Origin of the sequence: Nonomuraea sp. NPDC050310 (assembly GCF_040655795.1) — a bacterium.
Classification (GTDB): domain Bacteria; phylum Actinomycetota; class Actinomycetes; order Streptosporangiales; family Streptosporangiaceae; genus Nonomuraea.
Genome location: NZ_JBFAKP010000040.1, coordinates 15,778 through 34,521 on the forward strand (window position 1 = coordinate 15,778; position 18,744 = coordinate 34,521).

Below are 18,744 nucleotides of genomic sequence, written 5' to 3' on the forward strand. Positions count from 1 at the left end.
AGGTGGGGTCAGGGGGCGGTGGCGCTGCTGGCTCTGACGACGAAGTCGGGGCGGACGACCAGCCGCTCGTAGGTGCCGGGCCCGATGGCGTCGATCTGGCGGAGCAGCACCTCGATGCAGTGCCGCCCCACCGCGTCGAAGTCCTGGCGGACCGTGGTGAGCGGAGGCGACAGGTAGGCCGCCTCGGGGATGTCGTCGAACCCGACCACGCTGATCTGCTCGGGCACCCGCACCCCGGCCTCGGCCAGCGCGCGCAGGACGCCGAGCGCCATCTGGTCGTTGGCGGCGAAGACCGCGGTGACGCCGGGCATGGCGGCCAGCCGCCGCCCGGCCTCGTAGCCGGCCTTCGGGCTCCAGTCGCCGGTCAGCGGTTCGGGCACCGGCCGGCCGGCCTCCTCCAGCGCCGAGCGCCAGCCGTCCAGCCGGCCCTCGGCCTCCAGCCAGTCGGAGGGGCCGCTGACGTGCCAGACCGTCTCGTGCCCGAGGTCGAGCAGGTGCTTGGTGGCCAGCCTGGCGCCTTCGATCTGGTCGATGCAGACCACCGAGACGTTGGCCCGGTGGGTGCCCTCGACCGCGACCGCGGGCATGCCCGGCGGCAGGCTCTCCAGGGCGCGGGCCGCCGAGCGTTGCGGCGCGACCACGACCACCCCGTCCACGCCCTGCTCGGTGAGATAGCCGATCGCCTCGCGCACGCCTTCGGCGTCGATGGAGCGCAGGCTGACGATGCTGACGAAGTAGCCCGCCGCCCGGGCGGCCTGCTCGATGCCGTACATCGTGCTGGCCGGGCCGTACAGGGTGGTGTCGAAGCTGACCACGCCGAGGGTGCGCGAGCGGCTGGTGACCAGGGCGCGGGCGACCAGGTTGCGCCGGTAGCCGAGCTGGTCGATGGCGTCGAGCACGCGTGCGCGGGTGTCGGCCCGGACGTTCGGGTGCTCGTTGAGCACCCGGGAGACCGTCTGGTGCGAGACACCGGCCAGCCTGGCCACGTCCGACATCACCGGCGGGCGAGGCTTGGCGGTCGATCCCACGCTTTTTCCTTTCTCGGGCCTGCCCCATTGTGCCGCAGCGATCCGCGCCGGGCGGTGAAGAGCCTTTGGAGCAGGATGAAGACGAAGAGCAGCAGCCCGATGAAGATCTTGGTCCACCAGGAGCTCAGCGTGCCCTCGAAACTGATGATCGTCTGGATCAGGCCGAGCACCATGACGCCCAGCACCGTGCCGAGCAGGAAGCCCGAGCCGCCGGTGAGCAGGGTGCCGCCGATGACGACCGCCGCGATGGCGTCCAGCTCCAGGCCGACGGCGTGCAGGCCGTACCCGGAGAGCATGTAGAAGGAGAGCAGGACCCCGCCCAGGGCCGAGCAGAAGCCGCTGACCCCGTAGACGGTGATCTTCGTCCGGGCCACCGGGAGGCCCATCAGCAGCGCGGACTGCTCGCTGCCGCCGGTGGCGTAGACCGAGCGGCCCGTCCGGGTGTAGTGCAGGACGTACGCGCCCACGGCCACGACCGCCAGTGCGATCAACACGCTCGGCGAGATCCACAGGCCGCCGAACAGGTCGATCCGGGTCTGCGCGAAGGCGGTGAAGGTCGGGTCGTCGATCGGGACGGAGTCGGTGCCGATGGTGTAGCAGAGGCCGCGCGCCAGGAACATCCCGGCCAGCGTGACGATGAACGGCTGGATCTCGAAGGCGTGGATGAGATAGCCCATCACCAGCCCCAGCGTCGTCCCCACCAGCAGGACCAGCGGGATCACCACGTACGGTGGCCATCCCGGCCCCGCCATGAGGCTCGCCGAGATCATCGTGGACAGCGCGACCACCGACCCCACCGACAGGTCGATGCCGCCGGCGAGGATCACGAAGGTCATGCCGACCGCCACGACCAGCAGGAAGGCGTTGTCGACCAGCACGTTGAGCACGACCTGGCCGCTGGCGAACCCCGGGTAGCGGATCCCGCCGGCGACGAACATCGCGACGAACAGGGCGCCGGTCACCAGGACGGGCGCGTATCGGGTCCTCATGCGGTCGCCTCCCGGCGCTGGAGGAGCTTGGCGCGGAAGGCCGGCGACTGGATCAGGCAGACCGCGGTCACCACGAGCGCCTTGAACAGCAGCGTCGTCTCGGGCGGCACGCCGACCGAGTAGACGGTGGTGGTGAGCGTCTGGATGACCAGCGCGCCCACCACCGTGCCGGCCAGCGAGAAGCGCCCGCCGGCCAGGGAGGTGCCGCCGATCACCACGGCGAGGATGGCGTCCAGCTCCACCCACAGGCCGGCGTTGTTGCCGTCGGCGCTGGAGACGTTGGAGCTGATCATCAGTCCGGCGAGGCCGGCGCAGAGCGCGGCGAAGGTGTAGACGACGACGGTGAGGCCGCGCGAGCGGATGCCGGCCAGCCGGCTGGCCTCGGCGTTGCCGCCCACCGACTCGATCAGCAGGCCGAGCGCCAGCCGGCGGGTGAGCAGGGCGGTGACCGCCAGGACCACGGCGACCAGCAGGATGCCGAAGGGCAGGGTGAGCCAGTAGCCGCCGCCGATGAGCTGGTAGGCGTCGCTGGTCACGGTGATGATCTGGCCGTCGGTGATGAGCTGGGCCAGGCCGCGCCCGGCGACCATGAGGATCAGCGTCGCGATGATCGGCTGGATGCCGACCCACGCGACCAGCACGCCGTTCCACGCGCCGAGCAGGACCGACAGGCCGAGCGCGAGCGCCACGGCGGTGAACACGCTCGCGTCCTGGCTGATCTGCAGGCAGGCCAGGGCGCCGGAGATGGCCACCACCGAGCCGACCGACAGGTCGATGCCGCCGGTGGCGATGACCAGGGTCATCCCGAGCGAGACTAGGATCAGCGGGGCGCCGAAGCGCAGGATGTCGATCAGGCTGCCGTAGAGGTGGCCGTCCTTCAGCTCGATCGACAGGAAGCTGGGCGTGAAGGCCACGTTCACCAGCAGCAGGACGGCGAGCACCAGCAGGGGCCACAGCAGCCGCCTCATGGCGTCTCCCCGCCGCTCGCGATGGTCTCCATGAGCGTCTCCGTGGTCAGGTTCTCGTCGTTGGGCAGGACGGCGACCAGCCTGCGGTCGCGCAGCACGCCCACCTTGTGGCTGAGCCGCAGCACCTCCTCCAGTTCGGCGGAGATGAACAGCACGGCCATGCCGCCGTCGCTGAGCTCGGCGACCAGGCGCTGGATCTCGGCCTTGGCGCCGACGTCGATGCCGCGGGTGGGCTCGTCGAGGATCAGCAGCCGGGGTTCGAGGATCAGCCAGCGGGCCAGCAGCACCTTCTGCTGGTTGCCGCCGCTGAGGTTGCGCACGAGCTGCTCGGGGTCGGCCGGGCTGATCCTGAGCGCCTTGACGTACTTGGCGACCAGCTCGTCCTGCTTGTCCCTGGAGACCGGGCGGGTCCAGCCGCGGGTGGCCTGGAGGGCGAGCACGATGTTCTCCCGGACGGTGAGGTCGGGGATGAGGCCGTCGCGCTTGCGGTTCTCCGAGCAGAAGGCGATGCGGTGCGCCATCGCCGCGCGCGGGCTGCGCAGGGCGACGGATGCGCCGCCGACGCTCACCTCGCCCGCGCCGGCGTGGTCGGCCCCGAACAGCAGCCGGGCCGCCTCGGTCCGGCCGGAGCCGAGCAGCCCGGCCAGGCCGACGACCTCGCCCTCGTGGATCGTCAGGTCGAAGGGGGCGATCGCGCCGCCCCGGCCGAGCCCGGCCGCCCGCACGAGCGGCCGGTCGAAGACCTTGGCCTCGCCGTGCAGGCGGTCCAGGACGGCGAGCTCCTGGCCGATCATCTTGCCGACCAGCTCGACCTGGCTGAGCTCGCTGGTCAGGTACTCACCGATGAGCCGCCCGTTGCGCAGGACGGTCATCCGGTCGGCGATCTCGTAGATCTGGTCCAGGAAGTGGGAGACGAACAGGATCGCGATGCCCTTCGCCTTGAGCGCCCGCATCACCCGGAAGAGCTGCTCCACCTCGCCGGCGTCGAGGCTGGAGGTGGGCTCGTCGAGGATCAGCACGCGGGCGTCGATGTCGATCGCCCGCGCGATGGCCACCATCTGCTGGACGGCCAGCGAGCAGGCCGACAGCGGCGCCGAGACGTCGAGGTCGAGATCGAGATCGGCGAGCAGCTCGGCGGCCCTGGCCCGCATGCGCTTCCAGTCGATCCGGCCCAGCCGGCGCGGCTCGCGGCCGACGAAGATGTTCTCCGCCACCGACAGGTTGCCGCAGAGGTTGACCTCCTGGTACACCGTGCTGATGCCGCCCTGCTGGGCCTCCAGCGGGCTGCCGAAGGCCACCGGCCGGCCGGCCAGCTCGATCTCGCCGGCGTCGGCGCGGTGCACCCCGGTCAGCACCTTGATCAGCGTCGACTTGCCGGCGCCGTTCTCGCCCATCAGGGCGTGCACCTCGCCGGGCAGGAGCCGGAAGTCCACGTCCTCCAGGGCGGTCACGCCCGGGAACCGCTTGCCGATCCCGCTCATCCGCAGGACGGGCTCGTTCGTCTCCCCCATGGCTCAGTACTGCCGGCTGGACAGGACCGACTTGGCCTGCTCCTGGGTGAAGGTGGTCTCCTCGGTCACCACGCGGGCCGGGACGTTCTCCCCCTTCACCACCTTCTTGGCCAGGTCCATGAGCTGCGGGCCGAGCAGCGGGGAGCACTCGACGATGAAGTTGATCTTTCCGTCGGCCAGGGCCTGCATGCCGTCCTTGACCGCGTCGATCGTGATGATCTTGATGTCCTTGCCGGGCACCTTGCCCGCGCCCTCGATCGCCTCGATGGCGCCCAGGCCCATGTCGTCGTTGTGCGCGTAGAGCACGTCGATGTCCGGGTTGGCCTTGAGGAAGGCCTCCATGACCTCCTTGCCCTTGGCGCGGGTGAAGTCACCGGTCTGCGAGGCGATGACCTTGAACTTGGGGTCGCCCGCGATGACCTCGGCGAAGCCCGCCTTGCGGTCGTTGGCCGGGGCGGAACCGGTCGTGCCCTGGAGCTCGACGATGTTGACCGGCTCGGTGGTCGCCTTGAACTCCTCCAGGAGCCACTTGCCGGCCTTGCGGCCCTCCTCGACGAAGTCGGAGCCGAGGAAGGTCTTGTAGAGGGTGGTGTCCTTGGAGTCGACCGCCCGGTCGGTGAGGATCACCGGGATCTTGGCGTCCTTGGCCTCCTTGAGGACGGTGTCCCAGCCGGACTCGACGACCGGCGAGAAGGCGATGACGTCCACGCGCTGCTGGATGAAGGAGCGCAGGGCCTTGATCTGGTTCTCCTGCTTCTGCTGGGCGTCGGAGAACTTGAGGGTGACGCCGGCGTTCTTGGCCGAGTCCTGGACGGACTTGGTGTTGGCCGTGCGCCAGCCGCTCTCCGCGCCGACCTGGGAGAAGCCCATGGTGAGCGTGCCGTCGTCCGCGCCGCCGCCCGCACCTCCGGAGGAGCCGCAGGAGGTCACGGTCAGCGCTGTCAGGCCCGCGAGCACCAGGGCCGAGATCCGCTTGAACACTGGGGGGTTCCTTTCATGTGAACGCTCACAAAATGTGAACGTTCACACTGGGGACCGTCAAGGGAAGGCGGGATTACAGTTCGATTACGCGGGCGTTCTCCGCGCGTTTCAGCTGCTCATGATGTTAACGTTCACAATCGTGAAACCACCGTGAGGGCACCGTGAAACCGGAGGCGCCGAGAGTCGGGGCATGACCATCACAGAACTCGACCGTTTCGGAAGCGGGCCGGCGCCCGCCGGGGACGGCCTCGCCGTACGGGCCGAGGGGCTGGTGAAGACCTTCGGCGAGCAACGCGCCGTCGACGGGATCGACCTGGCCGTCCGGCCGGGCGAGATCTTCGGCGTCCTCGGCCCCAACGGGGCCGGCAAGACCACCACGCTGCGCATGCTGGCCACCCTGCTGAAGATCGACGCGGGCCGCGCGGAGATCTTCGGCGTCGACGTGGCCCGCGAACCGCACGTGATCCGGCAACTGGTGGGCGTGACCGGGCAGTACGCCTCGGTCGACGAGAACCTCACCGCGCGCGAGAACCTCTGGCTGTTCGGCCGGCTGCAGGGCATCGCCTCGCCGCGCGCCAAGCGCATCGCCACCGAACTGCTGGGGCAGTTCGCCCTGGAGGAGGCGGCCGACAAGCCGATCGCCCAGTTCTCCGGCGGCATGCGCCGGCGGCTCGACCTGGCCGCCAGCCTGATCACCAGGCCGCCGCTGATCTTCCTCGACGAGCCGACCACCGGCCTGGACCCGCGCACCCGCGGCCAGATGTGGGAGACCATCCGCGCCCTGGTCGCCGGCGGCTGCACCGTCCTGCTGACCACCCAGTACCTCGACGAGGCCGACCAGCTCGCCGACCGCATCGCGGTCATCGACCAGGGCCGCAAGGTGGCCGAGGGCACGCCCGACGAGCTGAAGACCATGGTCGGCAACTCGACCCTGCACCTGCTGCTGGCCGACCCGGCCGGCGTGCCGGACGCGGTGGCCGTGGTGCGCCGCGTGCTGGGCACCGAGCCGGTGCTCAGCCCGGAGCAGGGCCGGCTCAACGTCGCCCTGGACCAGGCCGACCTGGCCGCCGACGTCCTGATCGCCCTGCGCACCACCGGGATCGCCATCGCCTCGGTGAGCGTCGCCAAGCCCAGCCTGGACGAGGTCTTCCTGGCCCTCACCGGCCACGGGACCGAGGAGAAGGAGGAGGACAAGTGAGCACCACCCTCGCACCACCCCGCAGGACGGCCGACCGGGTGGCCTCCGCGCGCCGGCACGTGAGCCTGGGCGAGACCGTCGCCCAGACGCTGACGATGGCCTGGCGGGCGCTCAAGAAGATGCGCCGCAACCCCGAGCAGTTCTTCGACGTGGCCCTGCAGCCCATCCTGTTCACCGCGATGTTCGCCTACATCTTCGGCGGCGCCATCGCCGGGAACGTGGCGAACTACCTGCCGCTGATGATCCCCGGCATCCTCGCCCAGACCGTGCTGACCACCTGCATGGCCACCGGCACCCAGTTGCGGGAGGACATGGAGAAGGGGGTCTTCGACCGGTTCAAGTCGCTGCCGATCGCCCGGATCGCGCCGCTGGCCGGGCCCATGGTGGCCGACCTGCTGCGGTACACGATCGCCGCGGTGCTGACCTTCGGCATGGGACTGGTGATGGGATACCGGCCCGGTGGCGGCGTGGGTGGGGTGCTGGCCGCGATCCTGTTGTCCATCTTCACCGGCTGGGCGCTGGCGTGGATCTTCACCTGGGTCGGGACCATCGCCCGCAGCGCGCAGGCGGTGCAGGGCATCTCGATGATGATCCTGTTCCCGCTGACCTTCCTGTCCAACGCGTTCGTGCCGGTGGAGACGCTGCCCGGGTGGCTGGCCGCCTTCGTGCGGGTCAACCCGGTCTCGCACCTGGTCACCGCGGCCCGCGACCTGGCCAACCACGGCACCTTCAGCGTGGAGGTCGGCTGGACGCTGCTGGCCGGGCTGATCGTGATCGCGATCTTCGCGCCGCTCTCGGTCCGGAGCTACAAGCGGCACATCTAAGCGGGATGAGAGCGGTGCAGGCGCTCGGCCAGGGCCTGGGCCTCGGCCAGCAGGGCGGGGCCGCGCCGCCGGCCGTACTCCGCCCCGATCCGTTCCCGCACGCCGGGCGCCAGGCGCTCGGCGTGCGGGACGATGCGCTCGAAGGACATGCTCGGCATGCTGCGGTTGTACCCGAACCGCTCGGCCAGCACGATCGCCCGGACCGCGGCCTCCGGCTCCATGCCGCCGCGCAGCAGCCCCCAGACCCCGGCGGCGAACAGCACGGTGCCGCAGACCGGGTAGTCGATGAAGGTGATGCCGGCGTTCAGGACCCCGTGCACCCGCGCCAGCGCGGTGCTCAGGAGCTCCTCCCCGTACGCCAGGTCGTCGGGCGTGCCGTGGTAGGCGTGCGCGGCCAGCGCGAGCGCCTCGGCCACCACCAGCCACGGCTCGAAGCCGGTCTGGGCCATCGCGGGCAGCCGCAGGTCGCGCGCCCGCCCCACGGCCAGCCGGTGCAGGGCCAGGGCGTAGGCCACCTCGCCCTTGGCCAGGGCCACCCCGGCGGCGCAGAACGGCACGATGGCCAGACCGCCGAGCACCGGCTCGTTGTCGTTGAGCCGGCGGATCCGGTCGAGCTCCGCCTCGGCGGTCTCCAGGTCGCCGTCCTCCAGCGCGGCGAACAGCAGCAACGCGCGTAGCTGGGTCTCGTCGTCGGTCGCGCCCAGCCGGCTCAGCACGGGCAGGGCGGTGCGCGCGTGCCGTACCACCCGGTCGCGGTGGCCGAGCTGCATGACCAGGTGGGCGAGCTGGGTGTGCAGGAGCGCCGCGTGCCACGGGCCGTCCTCCGGCCCGGTCAGGGCGAGCGCGCGTTCGGCGGTCTCGATGGCCCGCTCCCACTCGCCGGCGTTCTCCAGGACGTGCACGCTCAGTTGCGCGGCCAGGTGCGCCACGTGCCGGTCGGGGTTGCGGCTGAGCTCGTCGAGCCGGGGCAGCCCGGTGACGCCGTCGGTGTAGTCGTAGGCGAGCATCACCTCGGACATGGCGGCCACGCTCGGATGCGTGGTCTCCTCCGGGGGCAGGGTGCGCAGCAGGGCGCGGAGCTCGTCGTCGGAGCCGTCGGAGGCGACCATGGTGTTCATCAGGGTGATCACCAGGGCCACCCGGGTGGGGTCCTCCAGCTCAGGCGGCGGCTTCCAGCCGGCGAAGGCGTGGCCGATCGCCTCGCGCAGCGAGAGCAGGCGCGGGTGGTCGCCGCGGACCGACCAGAGCGATCCCAGGCCCATCAGCAACTGGACCATCGTCGCGGCGTCGGACTCGGCCAGCGCCTGCCGGAGCAGCTCGGCGAGGTTGCCCTCCTCGGCGCGCAGCGCGTCGCACGCCTCGAACTGGCCGCCGCTGAACAGCTTCGCCGCGTGCTCGCGCGCGTAGGCCGTGGCCCAGGCTCGCTGCGCGGCGCGGGCCTCGGCCTCCTCCCCCGCCTCGGCCAGCCGCATCCGGCCGAACTCGCGGACCGTCTCCAGCATCCGGTAGCGGAGGCCGAGGTCGCTCTCGCGGATGCCGAGCAGCGACTGCTCGGCCAGCGCCCGGACGGCGGGCCACGCCTCGGGCCCGAGCAGTTCCTCGGCCGCCTCCAGGCTGAAGCCGTCGCCGAACAGCGACAACCAGCGCAGCGCCCGGCGCTCGCGCTCCTCCAGCAGGTTCCACGACCAGTCGATCACCGCCAGCAGGGTCCGGTGCCGGTCCGGGGCGCTGCGGTCGCCGCCGCTCAGCAGCGCGAACCGGTCGGCCAGCCGCCGGCTGATCTCCTCCACCGCCATCACCCGCACGGTCGCCGCGGCCAGCTCGATCGCCAGCGGCAGCCCGTCGAGCCGGGTGACGATCTCCTCGATCACGGCGTCGTCCAGCCGGGCGCCGGGCCGCGCCGCCCGCGCGCGCTGCCGGAACAGCTCGACCGCGTCGCCGGTGCTCAGCTCGCCGAGCGGGTAGACCTGCTCGGCGGCGATCATCAGCGGCGCCCGCGAGGTGGTGAGCACCCGCAGGTCGCGGCTGGTCGCGACCAGGAAGGCCACCAGGTCGGCGACGGCCTCCACCACGTGCTCGCAGTTGTCCAGGATCAGCAGCGCCGGGGCCTGCCCGAGCTGCTGGGCGATCCGCCCCCGCACGTCGGCCCGCCGGTCGGGGGTGAGCGAGTGCCGCCCGCTCACCGAGTCGCGCACGCCGAGCGCCGAGCCGACCTCGCCGACCACGTCCTGCGGCGAGGTGACGCCGGCCAGCTCGACGAAGTGCACGATCGGCTGCGTGGCGGTCCGGCCGACCACGTGGGCGAGCCTGGTCTTGCCCAGCCCGCCCGGTCCCACGATCGACACGACCCGGTGCGGGTGCAGCAGGCCCTGCACCGCGCGGATGTCGCCGTCGCGGCCCAGCAGCGAGGAGCCGTCGTAACGCACGCCCTCGCGCACCGGCCGGTCGGCGGCCAGCAGTTCGCCGTGCACGCGGGCCAGTTCCGGGCCGGGATCGGCGCCGAGCTGCTCGGCCAGCGCCGCCCGGTGGCGGTCGAACCGCTCCAGCGCCGCCGCCGTCCCGCGCACCGCCGCCTCGCTGCGCAGCAGGCAGACCAGCACTTCCTCGTCGTACGGCTGCGCCGCCGCGGCCTCCTCCAGCAGCGGCAGCGCCTCCTCGTGCGCGCCGCTCCTGCTCCGGGCCAGGCCCAGCAGGCGCCGGATCTCGGCGAGCCGTCCTGCCGTCCACTCCCGCAGCTCGGCCAGCGCGCCCGTGGCCGGTTCGAGCCCAGCGGGGACCAGGGCGAGCGCCTCCCCCGCGTGGGCGGCGGCGCCGGTCACGTCGCCCTCGGCCAGGGCGGTCCGGGCGCGGGCGGCGAGCACGCCGACCAGCAGCGCGTCCACCTGCTCGTCCGGCAGGCCCAGCCGGTAGCCGCGCGGCGTCCGCACCACCGCTTCCGGCGAGGTCGCCGCGCGCACCCGGGAGACGACGACCTGCAGGGCCTTGGTGGGGTTGGCGGGGGTCTCCTCGCCCCACAGCTCCTCGATCAGCCGCTCGTCGGGGGCGCCCGCCCTGCCGTACCGGGCGAGGACCGCCAGCAGCGTCTGCGCGCGGTCGCCGACCACGCGCGCGCCCTTCCAGCGAACGCCGTCCAGCAAGGTCAGCAGCGGAGCCACGAAGCCCAGCTTATGGCGATCGGCCCGGCTGGGTTTCCGCCGCATTTCCGGCCTTCCGCTCATCCCGCTCGCCCGGCCCGGCGGCAGGAGCCTCTAAGCTCTGCTGGCGTGGCGGACAAGCGCAGACCCCGGGCCGGCGAGGCCGCCGCTTCATGACCCCGCCCATCCGTGGACCGCTCTCGCGGCGATCCGTCCTGCTGGGCGGCGTGGCGCTGGCCGGCCTCGCGCTGACCGGCCGGCCCGCCGACGCGGCCGGCCTTTCCAGTGCGTTCAGTACGGCTCGCCGCCGCTGGGTCGAGCTGATGGCGGCCGACCCCGAACGGCTCGACGGCTCGGCCGGCGCGGTCTGGCGCAAGATGGATCCCGACCCCCGCCGTCCCAGCCTGTGGCGCGACCTGCCGCTGGGCAACCCGGCGACCGGCGACTTCAACCGCTCCTACACCCGGCTGCGCACCCTGGCCCTGGGCTGGGCGACGCCCGGCACCCGGTTGCACGGCGACCCCGAGGTGGCCAGGGGCGCGGTCGCGGCGCTCGACTTCCTCCACCGGCACGCCTACAACGAGCACCTGCCGCGGCGGGGCAGCAACTGGTACTGGTGGGAGATCGGCGTGCCGCGCGCGCTGACCGACACCTGTGCCCTGCTGTACGACGCGCTGCCGGGCGAGCGGCTGGAGCGCTGGCTGCGGCCCCTGCGGCGCTGGTGCCCCGATCCCGACCACCGCGTCAGCATGCCGTCGGTGGTCGAGACCGGCGCCAACCGGGCGGGCAAGGCCATGGCGGTGGCGATGCACGGCGTCCTCACCCGCGACCCGCGGCTGATCAAGCTGGCCCGCGACGGCGTCTCCGACCGGCGCGGCGGCGGGCGCTGGAGCCTGCTGCGCTACACGCGCGGCCCCGGCGACGGGTTCTACCGGGACGGCTCGTTCATCCAGCACGACCTGTTCCCCTACACCGGCAGCTACGGCGTGGACCTGCTGGACGGGGTGGCCCGGCTGATCACGCTGCTGGCCGGCTCGCCGTGGGAGATCACCGACCCTGACCTGGTCAACGTCTTCGACATCGTGGACCGCTCCTTCGTCCCGGTGATCTTCGACGGGCTCATGATGGACGGCCTGCGCGGGCGGCAGATCAGCGTCCAGGGGCATCGCGACCACACCTCGGGCCAGCGGGCGATGGAGGCGGTCCTGCACCTGCTGCCCGCCGCCCCGGCCCGGCACGCCGAGCGCTGGCGTCCCATGATCAAGGGCTGGCTGGCCCGCAATCCGGCGCTCGTCGCGCCGCCCGCCGCCGCCGGGCTCCTGGCCGACCCCGCGGTGCCCGAGGGCCGGCGGACCGTCGGCACCTGGGTCTTCGCCGACATGGACCGGGTCGTGCACCGCCGGCCGACCTGGGCCTACGCCATCTCCATGTCGTCCGCGCGCATCGCCGCGGTCGAGGGCATGAACCGGGAGAACCTGCACGGCTGGTACACCGGCGACGGCATGACCTACCTCTACACCGAGGACCTCACGCACTGGAACGACGAGCTCTGGCCGACCATCGACCCCTACCGGCTGCCCGGCACCACCGTCGATCGCCGCAAGCGCGCCGCCCTGCCGCACGGCGCGCGGTACCGTCCGAGCGCCCGCTTCGCGGGCGGCGTCGCCCTCGACGGCCGGTACGGCGTGGCCGCCATGCAGCTCGACGCCCAGGGCTCCTCGCTCCGGGCCCGCAAGTCGTGGTTCCTGCTCGACGACGCGGTGATCGCGCTGGGCGCCGGGATCACCGCCTCGGACGGCCGCCGCGTCGAGACCGTCGTCGAGAACCGCAACACCCACACCTCGCACCCCGAGCTGGCCCGGGGCGAGTCGTGGGCGCATCTCGCCGGGGTCGCCGGCTACGTCTCGCTCGACGACGCAGAGCTCAAGGTCGTGCGGGAGAAGCGCACCGGCCGCTGGCGCGACATCGACCGCGGCGCGACCACCGGCGGCGACCGCGAGCGGCACACCCGGCACTACACGACCCTCCTGCTCGACCACGGCGTCGATCCCGGCCGCGCGCGGTACGCCTACGCCGTGCTGCCCGGCTTCTCGGCCGACGCCACGCGAGCCTTCGCCGCCCGGCCGCCGGTCGAGGTGCTGGCCAACAGCAGCAGGGTGCAGGCGATCCGGGCCGGCGAGCTCACCGCGGCGGTCTTCTGGCGGGCCGGTTCGGTGGCGGGGCTGTCCGCCGACGGGCCGTGCACGCTGCTGCTGGCCCGCTGGGGCACCTATGTCCGGCTGGCCGTCGCCGACCCGTCCAGGACCGCCGAGAAGATCCGCCTCACGCTGCCGTGGCCGGTGGCGTGGATGGAGGACGCCGGCCGCCGCGTACGGCTCCGCAAGCGCACCCTGACCGTCGAGGTCGGCGGCAGCCGGGGGCACGCGCACACCGCCACCCTCTGGCTGCCGGTGCCGCCGGCGCCGCGCGTGCGGATGCGGGCGGACTGAAACCGGCCGGCCCCCCGTGGATCGGCACAGGAGACCGGCCGGTGGCCGTGGGGCTGATCAGCCGTGGGAGTCGGTCACGCCCGCGCGCTTGAGCGAGTACTCGTCGTCCCAGATGGAGCAGGAGGGCCCGCCTGGGCCGCCGAAGCGGACGGAGTCGAAGAAGTCGCGGAAGTCGATGTAGAAGTTGCCCTTGCCGCGCGGGCCGGTGACGGCGGTGCAGCCACCGTAGGCGGCCTCGGAGTAGAGGTGGATGAGGGTGTCGGTGCGGTTCCAGTCGGACTTGGCGCGATCGCCCATGCCGAGCGCGGCCAGGTCGGCGGTGTCGGCCTTGAGCTGGACGATGTCCCCGGTGCCGTTGAGGCCGGAGAACAGGCAGTAGTTGCCTTCCTGACAGCGGTCGTACCCGTCGGCCGCCTGCGCCGGTGTCGCCAGGACGGCCAGGGTCGCGGCCGCGATCGGCAATGCCAGAGCATGAAACTTCTTGCCCACCAGACCTCCATGGAAGAAGCTTTCTTTCCGTCCGAGCGTACCCAGGGAGATCAACTTTCGCCAGACAGTCCGTTGAACGCAGGTCCGGATACCCTTGACCGGACATGCACCCAGGAAAGGAACCCGTGGACCGGCCCGCAGACCTGATCACCGCCGCCGTCGAGCTGCTCCGCCACGACGACCAGGACGGCTTCGATCGGTGCGTCGCCAAGCTGGCCGCGCAGGACGGCGACGACCAGGGCTGGGCCCGGCGCGTCGACCGCGAGCTGACCGGCATGCTCACTCGCCTGCTCGGCACGCTCTGGCGCAACGGCTGGCAGCCGGCCGACGTGGTGCGCCTGGTCGAACGGCGGCGCGACCGGACCCACGCCGAGGTGGTGAGCGAGCTGATCGCCCGGGAACTGCGCGGCTACGCGTCGGTGCCCGACCGCTGGGCCCCGTACCTGGAGAGCGTCCCACCGGCGCCGCTCCGCGAACCCCGGCTGCTCACCCTCACCCGCAGCCTCGAACTGCTCCAGACGCTGACCGCCTTCCCCCGGCTGGACCGGCTCGGCCCCCTCCCCGGCGAGAACCGGCCGGCCCGCCCGGCCCGCCGCTCCACCGCGGACGGCAAGACGCTGAGCCGGGTCCGCGCCCTGCTGGCCAAGGCGGAGTCCACCTCGTTCGAGGCCGAGGCCGAGACCTTCACCGCGGCGGCGCAACGGCTGATGGCCAAGCACAGCATCGACCGGGCCCTCCTCGACGCCCACGCCGGCGCGGCCCACGACGGGCCGAGCGGCATCCGGATCGGCCTCGACGCCCCCTACGAGCAGGCCAAGGCGACCCTGCTGTCGGTGGTCGCCGACGCCAACCGGTGCCGGGCCGTGTGGCACGACGACCTCGGGTTCGTCACCGTGCTGGGGTTCGAGACCGACCTCGACGCGGTGGAACTGCTGTTCACCTCGCTGCTGGTCCAGGCGGACACGGCCATCGTGCGGGCGGGCACCAAGAAGCACGGCTCCGGGCAGTCACGCCGGCGCTCCTTCCGCGAGTCGTTCCTCCAGGCCTTCACCGGGCGGATCGGCGAGCGGCTGGAGGCGGCCGCCGCCGAGACGGTCGAGGCCGAGGCCGCCTCGCGCGGCACCGACCTGGTCCCGGTGCTGGCCGCGCGGACGGCCGAGGTGGACCAGGCCGTGGCGGCGATGTTCCCCGAGCTCACCCGCAGCCGGGTGCGTGGCGCCTACGACAGCGAGGGCTGGGCCGCGGGACGCGCCGCGGCCGACCAGGCTCGGCTTGCCGTACGGGATCAAGTCAGATCCTGACCCCGGCGCTGCTCTCCGGCACCGGGTCGGCCTCCTCGCCGGTTTCCTCGTCGCCGTCCTCGTCGGCCTCCTGGAGGAAACCGCCCGACTGGTGGTGCCACAGCCGCGCGTAGGAGCCCCGAGCCTCCAGCAGCTCGGCGTGGCTGCCCTGCTCCACGATGCGGCCGTGGTCGAGCACGACGAGCCGGTCCATGCTGACCACCGTGCTCAGCCGGTGCGCCACCACGAGCGCGGTGCGGTCGCGCATCAGGCTCCACAACGCCTCCTGCACCAGCACCTCGCTCTCGGAGTCGAGGGCGCTGGTCGCCTCGTCCAGCAGCAGGATGGGCGCGTCCCGCAGGATCGCCCGGGCCAGGGCGACCCGCTGCCGCTGGCCGCCGGAGAGCTTGACGCCGCGCTCGCCCACCAGCGTGTCGAAGCCCTCGGGCAACGCCCGCGCGAACTCGGTGACGTGCGCCGCCTCGGCGGCCCGCAGGATCTCCGCCTCGCTCGCCTCGGGCCGGGCGAAGGCGATGTTGTCGCGCAGCGTCCGGTGGAACATGGCCGGGTCCTGCGGCACGTAGGCGATCAGGCTGCGCAGGTCGGCCTGGCGGAGCTGCGCGATGTCCTGGCCGCCGACCAGGATCCGGCCGCCCTGGATGTCCATGAGCCGCAGCAGCAGCCGGGTCAGCGTGGTCTTCCCGCCGCCGGAGCGGCCGACCAGGCCGATCTTCGTGCCGCTGGCGACGTCCAGGTCGAGGCCGTCGAAGAGCGGCTCCTTGCCCGGGTGCGCGAAGACCACCCGCTCGAAGCGCACGCTCGCGTCGGCCGGGCGCAGCGGCTGCGGCTCGGCCGTGTCGACCACCCGCGGCGGGGTGAGCAGCAGCTCGGTGAACTGCGCGGCCTCCGACAGCACGCTCTCCAGCCGGCGGTAGATCTGGTTGAACTCGAACATCACCGTGGTCGCGCTGGTGTAGTAGGCGAAGGTGACCACGATCGCCTCCACGCCCAGGCCGCCGCGCAACGCCACCGCCAGCAGCAGTCCCAGCGTGCTGGTGATGATGGACAGCGGGGCGACGAGCATGTCCACGCGCAGGTTGTTGTAGTCCCACGAGCGCAGCGTGAGGCTGCGCTGCTCGACCAGGCGGACCCGGTGCTCGGCCGCCTCGCGCTCCTCGGCGGCGAAGGCGCGCACGGACTCCATGTTCGTCAGCACGTCCGCGACGTGCCCGGACACCCGGACCTTGGCCGCCTCACGCTGGTCGACCAGCCGCCGCCGGCGCCGGATGAGCGGCGCCACCACCAGGCCGGTGAAGGCGATGAGCCCCAGCAGGACCAGCACCAGAACCGAGTGGTACTGCCAGAGCACCACCGAGGCGAACCCCAGCGGCACCAGCTTGGCGACCACGGCGAAGGCCATCAGGTCGCCGAACTCCTCGAAGCCGGAGGAGAAGTTCAGCACCCGCTTGGTCAGCGAGCCGGCGAAGTTGTCGTGGAAGAAGGCCGAGTCCCTGGCCATCAGCTCGTCCATGCCGACCGCGCCGAGCCGCTCGATGCCGCGCGCGTCGGTGCGGTTGAGGAAGTGCAGGCCGACCCGCCACCACACCTCGCCGAGCAGCAGCATCGCGCCGAAGGCCAGCACGTACGGCAGGAGCGTCCCGAGCGTGCCGTCGCCGCCTCCGGCCAGGTGCCCGACCAGCGCGCCCACCGCCAGCGGCGCCAGGTAGTGCAGGCAGATGTTGCCCAGCGCGGGCGAGATCAGCGCCGGGATCGCCACCGGCCACTGCCGGCGCAACTCGCGCCCGTAGTAGCCGAGCGCCAGCATGACCGCCGACTTTCTCCCGGCTCCGTCAGCCGTCGCTTGACCGTCGTCGGCACCCGTCTCCGTCGCCACCGCCGTTACCTCCCCGTCATCGGCACCCTCGCCCATGGTGACGGCCCGGCTACGGATCAAGCCACCGGTTTTCCGCCCGCCCGGGATGCCCCGGTCTGGGGGCGAATGGAGGCTGGGCGGCCGCGACGTCCCGGCATAGGCTGGGACGGAAGAGACAGTGGCCGCCCAACGTGACGGGATGTCCTATGCCGGACCGTGACGACCCCTCCCCGCTGGAGCCGGGCTTACCGGAGGACGGGCCCGGCCGGAAGGTCTGGCCGCCAAGGAGCCGGACGGGCGACGGGCCCGCGCCGCCGCTGCCCATGAGCGGGCGCGAATGGTACAACTCCCTGCCCGACGGCACCGGCCGGCGCGGCGACGAGGACTGGGACGGCCGGTCCGGACCGGCCCTGCTGCCCTGGGCGCCGGTGATCGGCGTCGCCGCCGCACTGGCGGTGGTGGCGGGCGGCTGGCTCTGGATCACGCACGAGCCGGCCGAACCGGCCCGGCCCGCGGCGGTGTCGCAATCGCCCACGCCCTCCCAGCCCGGGACGCTCAGCTTCTACGTGACCCCCTCCCCCCGGACGAGCCGCAGCGCCAGGCCCACGCGGAAGCCCAGGCCCTCGGCTTCGGCCACTCCGCCCGCCGCGAAGCCGGACCCGGCCAGGCCCCGGCCCGCCAAGCCCCGGCCGACCAAGCCCGCGCAGGCCGACCCGGTGCCCGCCGACGAGCCGGCCGCGCCCGTGCCCACCGGGGGGCCGCAGCAGCCCCCGCCCCCGTGCGAGCCCGGCGCCGGACTCGACCCGGTGACCGGTGCCTGTGTGCTCCAGGAACCCCCGATCGGCGGGTAGCCGCGCACGCCAGCGGGCCCCGAACCGATGCCGCCGGTTCGGGGCCCGTCCGCGGGCGGCTCGGCCGATCAGCCCAGGATGAAGATCTCCTGGAAGCCCTGGCCGAGCTGGTCGAGATCGGTGATCGCCCCGGCGGGGCCGGGGCTGACCACGACGGACAGGGTACGGCGGGCGTTCTGCGCGAGCAGGGCCTGCCAGAGCGGACCGGCGTCGAGCAACTGGTAGCCGGTCTTGCCGGAGGTCAGGTGGTGACCCCAGAGCGTGATCGACTGGATGCCCCGTTGCCGGACCGGCTTGGTGATCTGCTCGGCGATCAGCTTGGCGATCGTCTTGCGGTCACGGGCCGCCGAGCCGGACGGCTGCGCCAGGCTGTACTCGCGGGAGGCGATCTGGCCGTAGGAGCCCCAGCCGCGGGCGTGCACGCCCAGCCACTGCGCCTCCGAGGGGGTCACGGCCTTCCCGCCGTAGGTGATCTTGTGCTTGCCGTACTCGGCGGTGAACAGGCCGGAGGCGACGTAGATGCGGTCCACGCCACGCACGGCCTGCAGGTAGCGGGTCACCTCAGCCGCGGTGACCAGCGGGTAGGCGGCGCGCATCGCCCGGACGCAGGCGGTGTTCTGGCCGCAGCCGAGCTCGGGCGCGACCACCTCGACGGCGAGCCGGTGCCAGGGCAACCGGGTCCGCAGCACGCGGTGGGTCCGGGTCAGGAAGTCACGCGCCTGGTCGGCGGTCGAGAACCCCGAGAACCCGACCGACGCGGCGTACTTGACCCCGACCACCCCGGGCAGCGCCGCTTCGGCGACGACCTGCTCGATCGCGTTTTCGTAGGCCGTCTTGCCCTGGAGGTAGGCGCCGGACAGGTCGACGTCGAGCCACGGCTCCATGCCGGCCGCCCGCGCGCTCGCGACGGCCTGCCGGATCGCCGGCCGGGCCGGCTTCGCCGCCGGATTGGCGGTGGGCGAAACAGAGGGCGAAACCGTGGGCGAAACCGTGGGCGAGACGGTGGGGGACGGGGCGGGAGAGGCCGCGGGTGAGCCGCAGTGAGGCGGAGATCGCCGCCCGGATGAGCGCGCGCGTCAGCGGAGTCGTGGACCTGATCAACGAACTGACCTGGACCGAGGACGACACG

14 protein-coding genes are annotated in these 18,744 nt (G+C 72.7%); 5 read left to right on the top strand and 9 right to left on the bottom strand.

Going from position 1 to position 18,744, the window contains the following annotated elements; genetic code table 11:
- Positions 1 to 8: 8 nt before the first annotated feature.
- From AB0I67_RS41870 to AB0I67_RS41890, 5 genes are read right to left on the bottom strand one after another with little or no spacing between them, the layout of a single operon-like run.
- Positions 9 to 995: a LacI family DNA-binding transcriptional regulator gene (locus tag AB0I67_RS41870; protein ID WP_357936357.1), complete on the bottom strand. Its 987-nt coding sequence runs from the start codon at positions 993 to 995 to the stop codon at positions 9 to 11.
- On the bottom strand, positions 995 to 2,017 hold the full coding sequence (yjfF, locus tag AB0I67_RS41875; RefSeq protein WP_357936329.1) for a galactofuranose ABC transporter, permease protein YjfF: 1,023 nt from the start codon (positions 2,015 to 2,017) through the stop codon (positions 995 to 997). Before yjfF ends, AB0I67_RS41870 begins: the two co-directional genes overlap by 1 nt.
- Complete coding sequence (locus AB0I67_RS41880; RefSeq protein ID WP_357936331.1) at positions 2,014 to 2,985, bottom strand: ABC transporter permease; 972 nt, start codon at positions 2,983 to 2,985, stop codon at positions 2,014 to 2,016. The genes yjfF and AB0I67_RS41880 overlap by 4 nt, the downstream gene beginning before the upstream one ends.
- Positions 2,982 to 4,496: a sugar ABC transporter ATP-binding protein gene (locus tag AB0I67_RS41885; protein WP_357936333.1), complete on the bottom strand. Its 1,515-nt coding sequence runs from the start codon at positions 4,494 to 4,496 to the stop codon at positions 2,982 to 2,984. The genes AB0I67_RS41880 and AB0I67_RS41885 overlap by 4 nt, the downstream gene beginning before the upstream one ends.
- 3 nt (positions 4,497 to 4,499) lie before the next feature.
- Complete coding sequence (locus AB0I67_RS41890; RefSeq protein WP_357936335.1) at positions 4,500 to 5,477, bottom strand: ABC transporter substrate-binding protein; 978 nt, start codon at positions 5,475 to 5,477, stop codon at positions 4,500 to 4,502.
- 190 nt (positions 5,478 to 5,667) lie between these two features.
- Between AB0I67_RS41890 and AB0I67_RS41895 the strand changes: the two genes are divergently transcribed.
- Together AB0I67_RS41895 and AB0I67_RS41900 are read left to right on the top strand one after the other, a co-directional pair.
- Positions 5,668 to 6,675 (top strand): ATP-binding cassette domain-containing protein, encoded by a 1,008-nt coding sequence (locus AB0I67_RS41895; protein ID WP_357936337.1) that lies wholly within the window; start codon positions 5,668 to 5,670, stop codon positions 6,673 to 6,675.
- Positions 6,672 to 7,499, top strand: coding sequence for an ABC transporter permease (locus AB0I67_RS41900; protein ID WP_357936339.1), 828 nt, complete (start codon positions 6,672 to 6,674; stop codon positions 7,497 to 7,499). The genes AB0I67_RS41895 and AB0I67_RS41900 overlap by 4 nt, the downstream gene beginning before the upstream one ends.
- On the opposite strand, the gene AB0I67_RS41905 is transcribed toward AB0I67_RS41900, so the two are convergent.
- Positions 7,496 to 10,654, bottom strand: a complete 3,159-nt coding sequence (locus AB0I67_RS41905) for a BTAD domain-containing putative transcriptional regulator (RefSeq protein ID WP_357936341.1) — start codon at positions 10,652 to 10,654, stop codon at positions 7,496 to 7,498. The two genes, AB0I67_RS41900 and AB0I67_RS41905, sit on opposite strands and share 4 nt — an antisense overlap.
- A gap of 152 nt (positions 10,655 to 10,806) precedes the next feature.
- Here AB0I67_RS41905 and AB0I67_RS41910 point away from each other — a divergent pair, with 152 nt between their 5' ends.
- Positions 10,807 to 13,122 (top strand): polysaccharide lyase 8 family protein, encoded by a 2,316-nt coding sequence (locus tag AB0I67_RS41910; RefSeq protein ID WP_357936343.1) that lies wholly within the window; start codon positions 10,807 to 10,809, stop codon positions 13,120 to 13,122.
- A 57-nt stretch (positions 13,123 to 13,179) separates the two neighbouring features.
- Here the strand turns inward: AB0I67_RS41910 and AB0I67_RS41915 are convergent, their stop codons facing one another.
- Positions 13,180 to 13,611, bottom strand: coding sequence for a peptidase inhibitor family I36 protein (locus tag AB0I67_RS41915; protein WP_357936345.1), 432 nt, complete (start codon positions 13,609 to 13,611; stop codon positions 13,180 to 13,182).
- Positions 13,612 to 13,736: 125 nt separating this feature from the next.
- Here AB0I67_RS41915 and AB0I67_RS41920 point away from each other — a divergent pair, with 125 nt between their 5' ends.
- Positions 13,737 to 14,912, top strand: coding sequence for a DUF2786 domain-containing protein (locus tag AB0I67_RS41920; protein ID WP_357936347.1), 1,176 nt, complete (start codon positions 13,737 to 13,739; stop codon positions 14,910 to 14,912).
- Here the strand turns inward: AB0I67_RS41920 and AB0I67_RS41925 are convergent.
- On the bottom strand, positions 14,902 to 16,716 hold the full coding sequence (locus AB0I67_RS41925; protein WP_357936349.1) for an ABC transporter ATP-binding protein: 1,815 nt from the start codon (positions 16,714 to 16,716) through the stop codon (positions 14,902 to 14,904). The two genes, AB0I67_RS41920 and AB0I67_RS41925, sit on opposite strands and share 11 nt — an antisense overlap.
- Before the next feature lie 254 nt (positions 16,717 to 16,970).
- Here AB0I67_RS41925 and AB0I67_RS41930 point away from each other — a divergent pair, with 254 nt between their 5' ends.
- Positions 16,971 to 17,615 (top strand): hypothetical protein, encoded by a 645-nt coding sequence (locus AB0I67_RS41930; RefSeq protein ID WP_357936351.1) that lies wholly within the window; start codon positions 16,971 to 16,973, stop codon positions 17,613 to 17,615.
- 68 nt (positions 17,616 to 17,683) lie between these two features.
- Here AB0I67_RS41930 and AB0I67_RS41935 read toward each other — a convergent pair whose 3' ends face one another.
- Positions 17,684 to 18,499 (bottom strand): hypothetical protein, encoded by an 816-nt coding sequence (locus tag AB0I67_RS41935; protein WP_357936353.1) that lies wholly within the window; start codon positions 18,497 to 18,499, stop codon positions 17,684 to 17,686.
- Positions 18,500 to 18,744 lie beyond the last annotated feature (245 nt).

Excerpts from the sequence above, each read along its gene's own strand:
- AB0I67_RS41870 (WP_357936357.1), bottom strand. The coding sequence starts at position 995 with ATGTCGGACGTGGCCAGGCTGGCCGGTGTCTCGCACCAGACGGTCTCC.
- yjfF (WP_357936329.1), bottom strand. The coding sequence starts at position 2,017 with ATGAGGACCCGATACGCGCCCGTCCTGGTGACCGGCGCCCTGTTCGTC.
- AB0I67_RS41880 (WP_357936331.1), bottom strand. The coding sequence starts at position 2,985 with ATGAGGCGGCTGCTGTGGCCCCTGCTGGTGCTCGCCGTCCTGCTGCTG.
- AB0I67_RS41885 (WP_357936333.1), bottom strand. The coding sequence starts at position 4,496 with ATGGGGGAGACGAACGAGCCCGTCCTGCGGATGAGCGGGATCGGCAAG.
- AB0I67_RS41895 (WP_357936337.1), top strand. The coding sequence starts at position 5,668 with ATGACCATCACAGAACTCGACCGTTTCGGAAGCGGGCCGGCGCCCGCC.
- AB0I67_RS41910 (WP_357936343.1), top strand. The coding sequence starts at position 10,807 with ATGACCCCGCCCATCCGTGGACCGCTCTCGCGGCGATCCGTCCTGCTG.
- AB0I67_RS41925 (WP_357936349.1), bottom strand. The coding sequence starts at position 16,716 with ATGCTGGCGCTCGGCTACTACGGGCGCGAGTTGCGCCGGCAGTGGCCG.
- AB0I67_RS41930 (WP_357936351.1), top strand. The coding sequence starts at position 16,971 with ATGCCGGACCGTGACGACCCCTCCCCGCTGGAGCCGGGCTTACCGGAG.
- AB0I67_RS41935 (WP_357936353.1), bottom strand. The coding sequence starts at position 18,499 with ATGGAGCCGTGGCTCGACGTCGACCTGTCCGGCGCCTACCTCCAGGGC.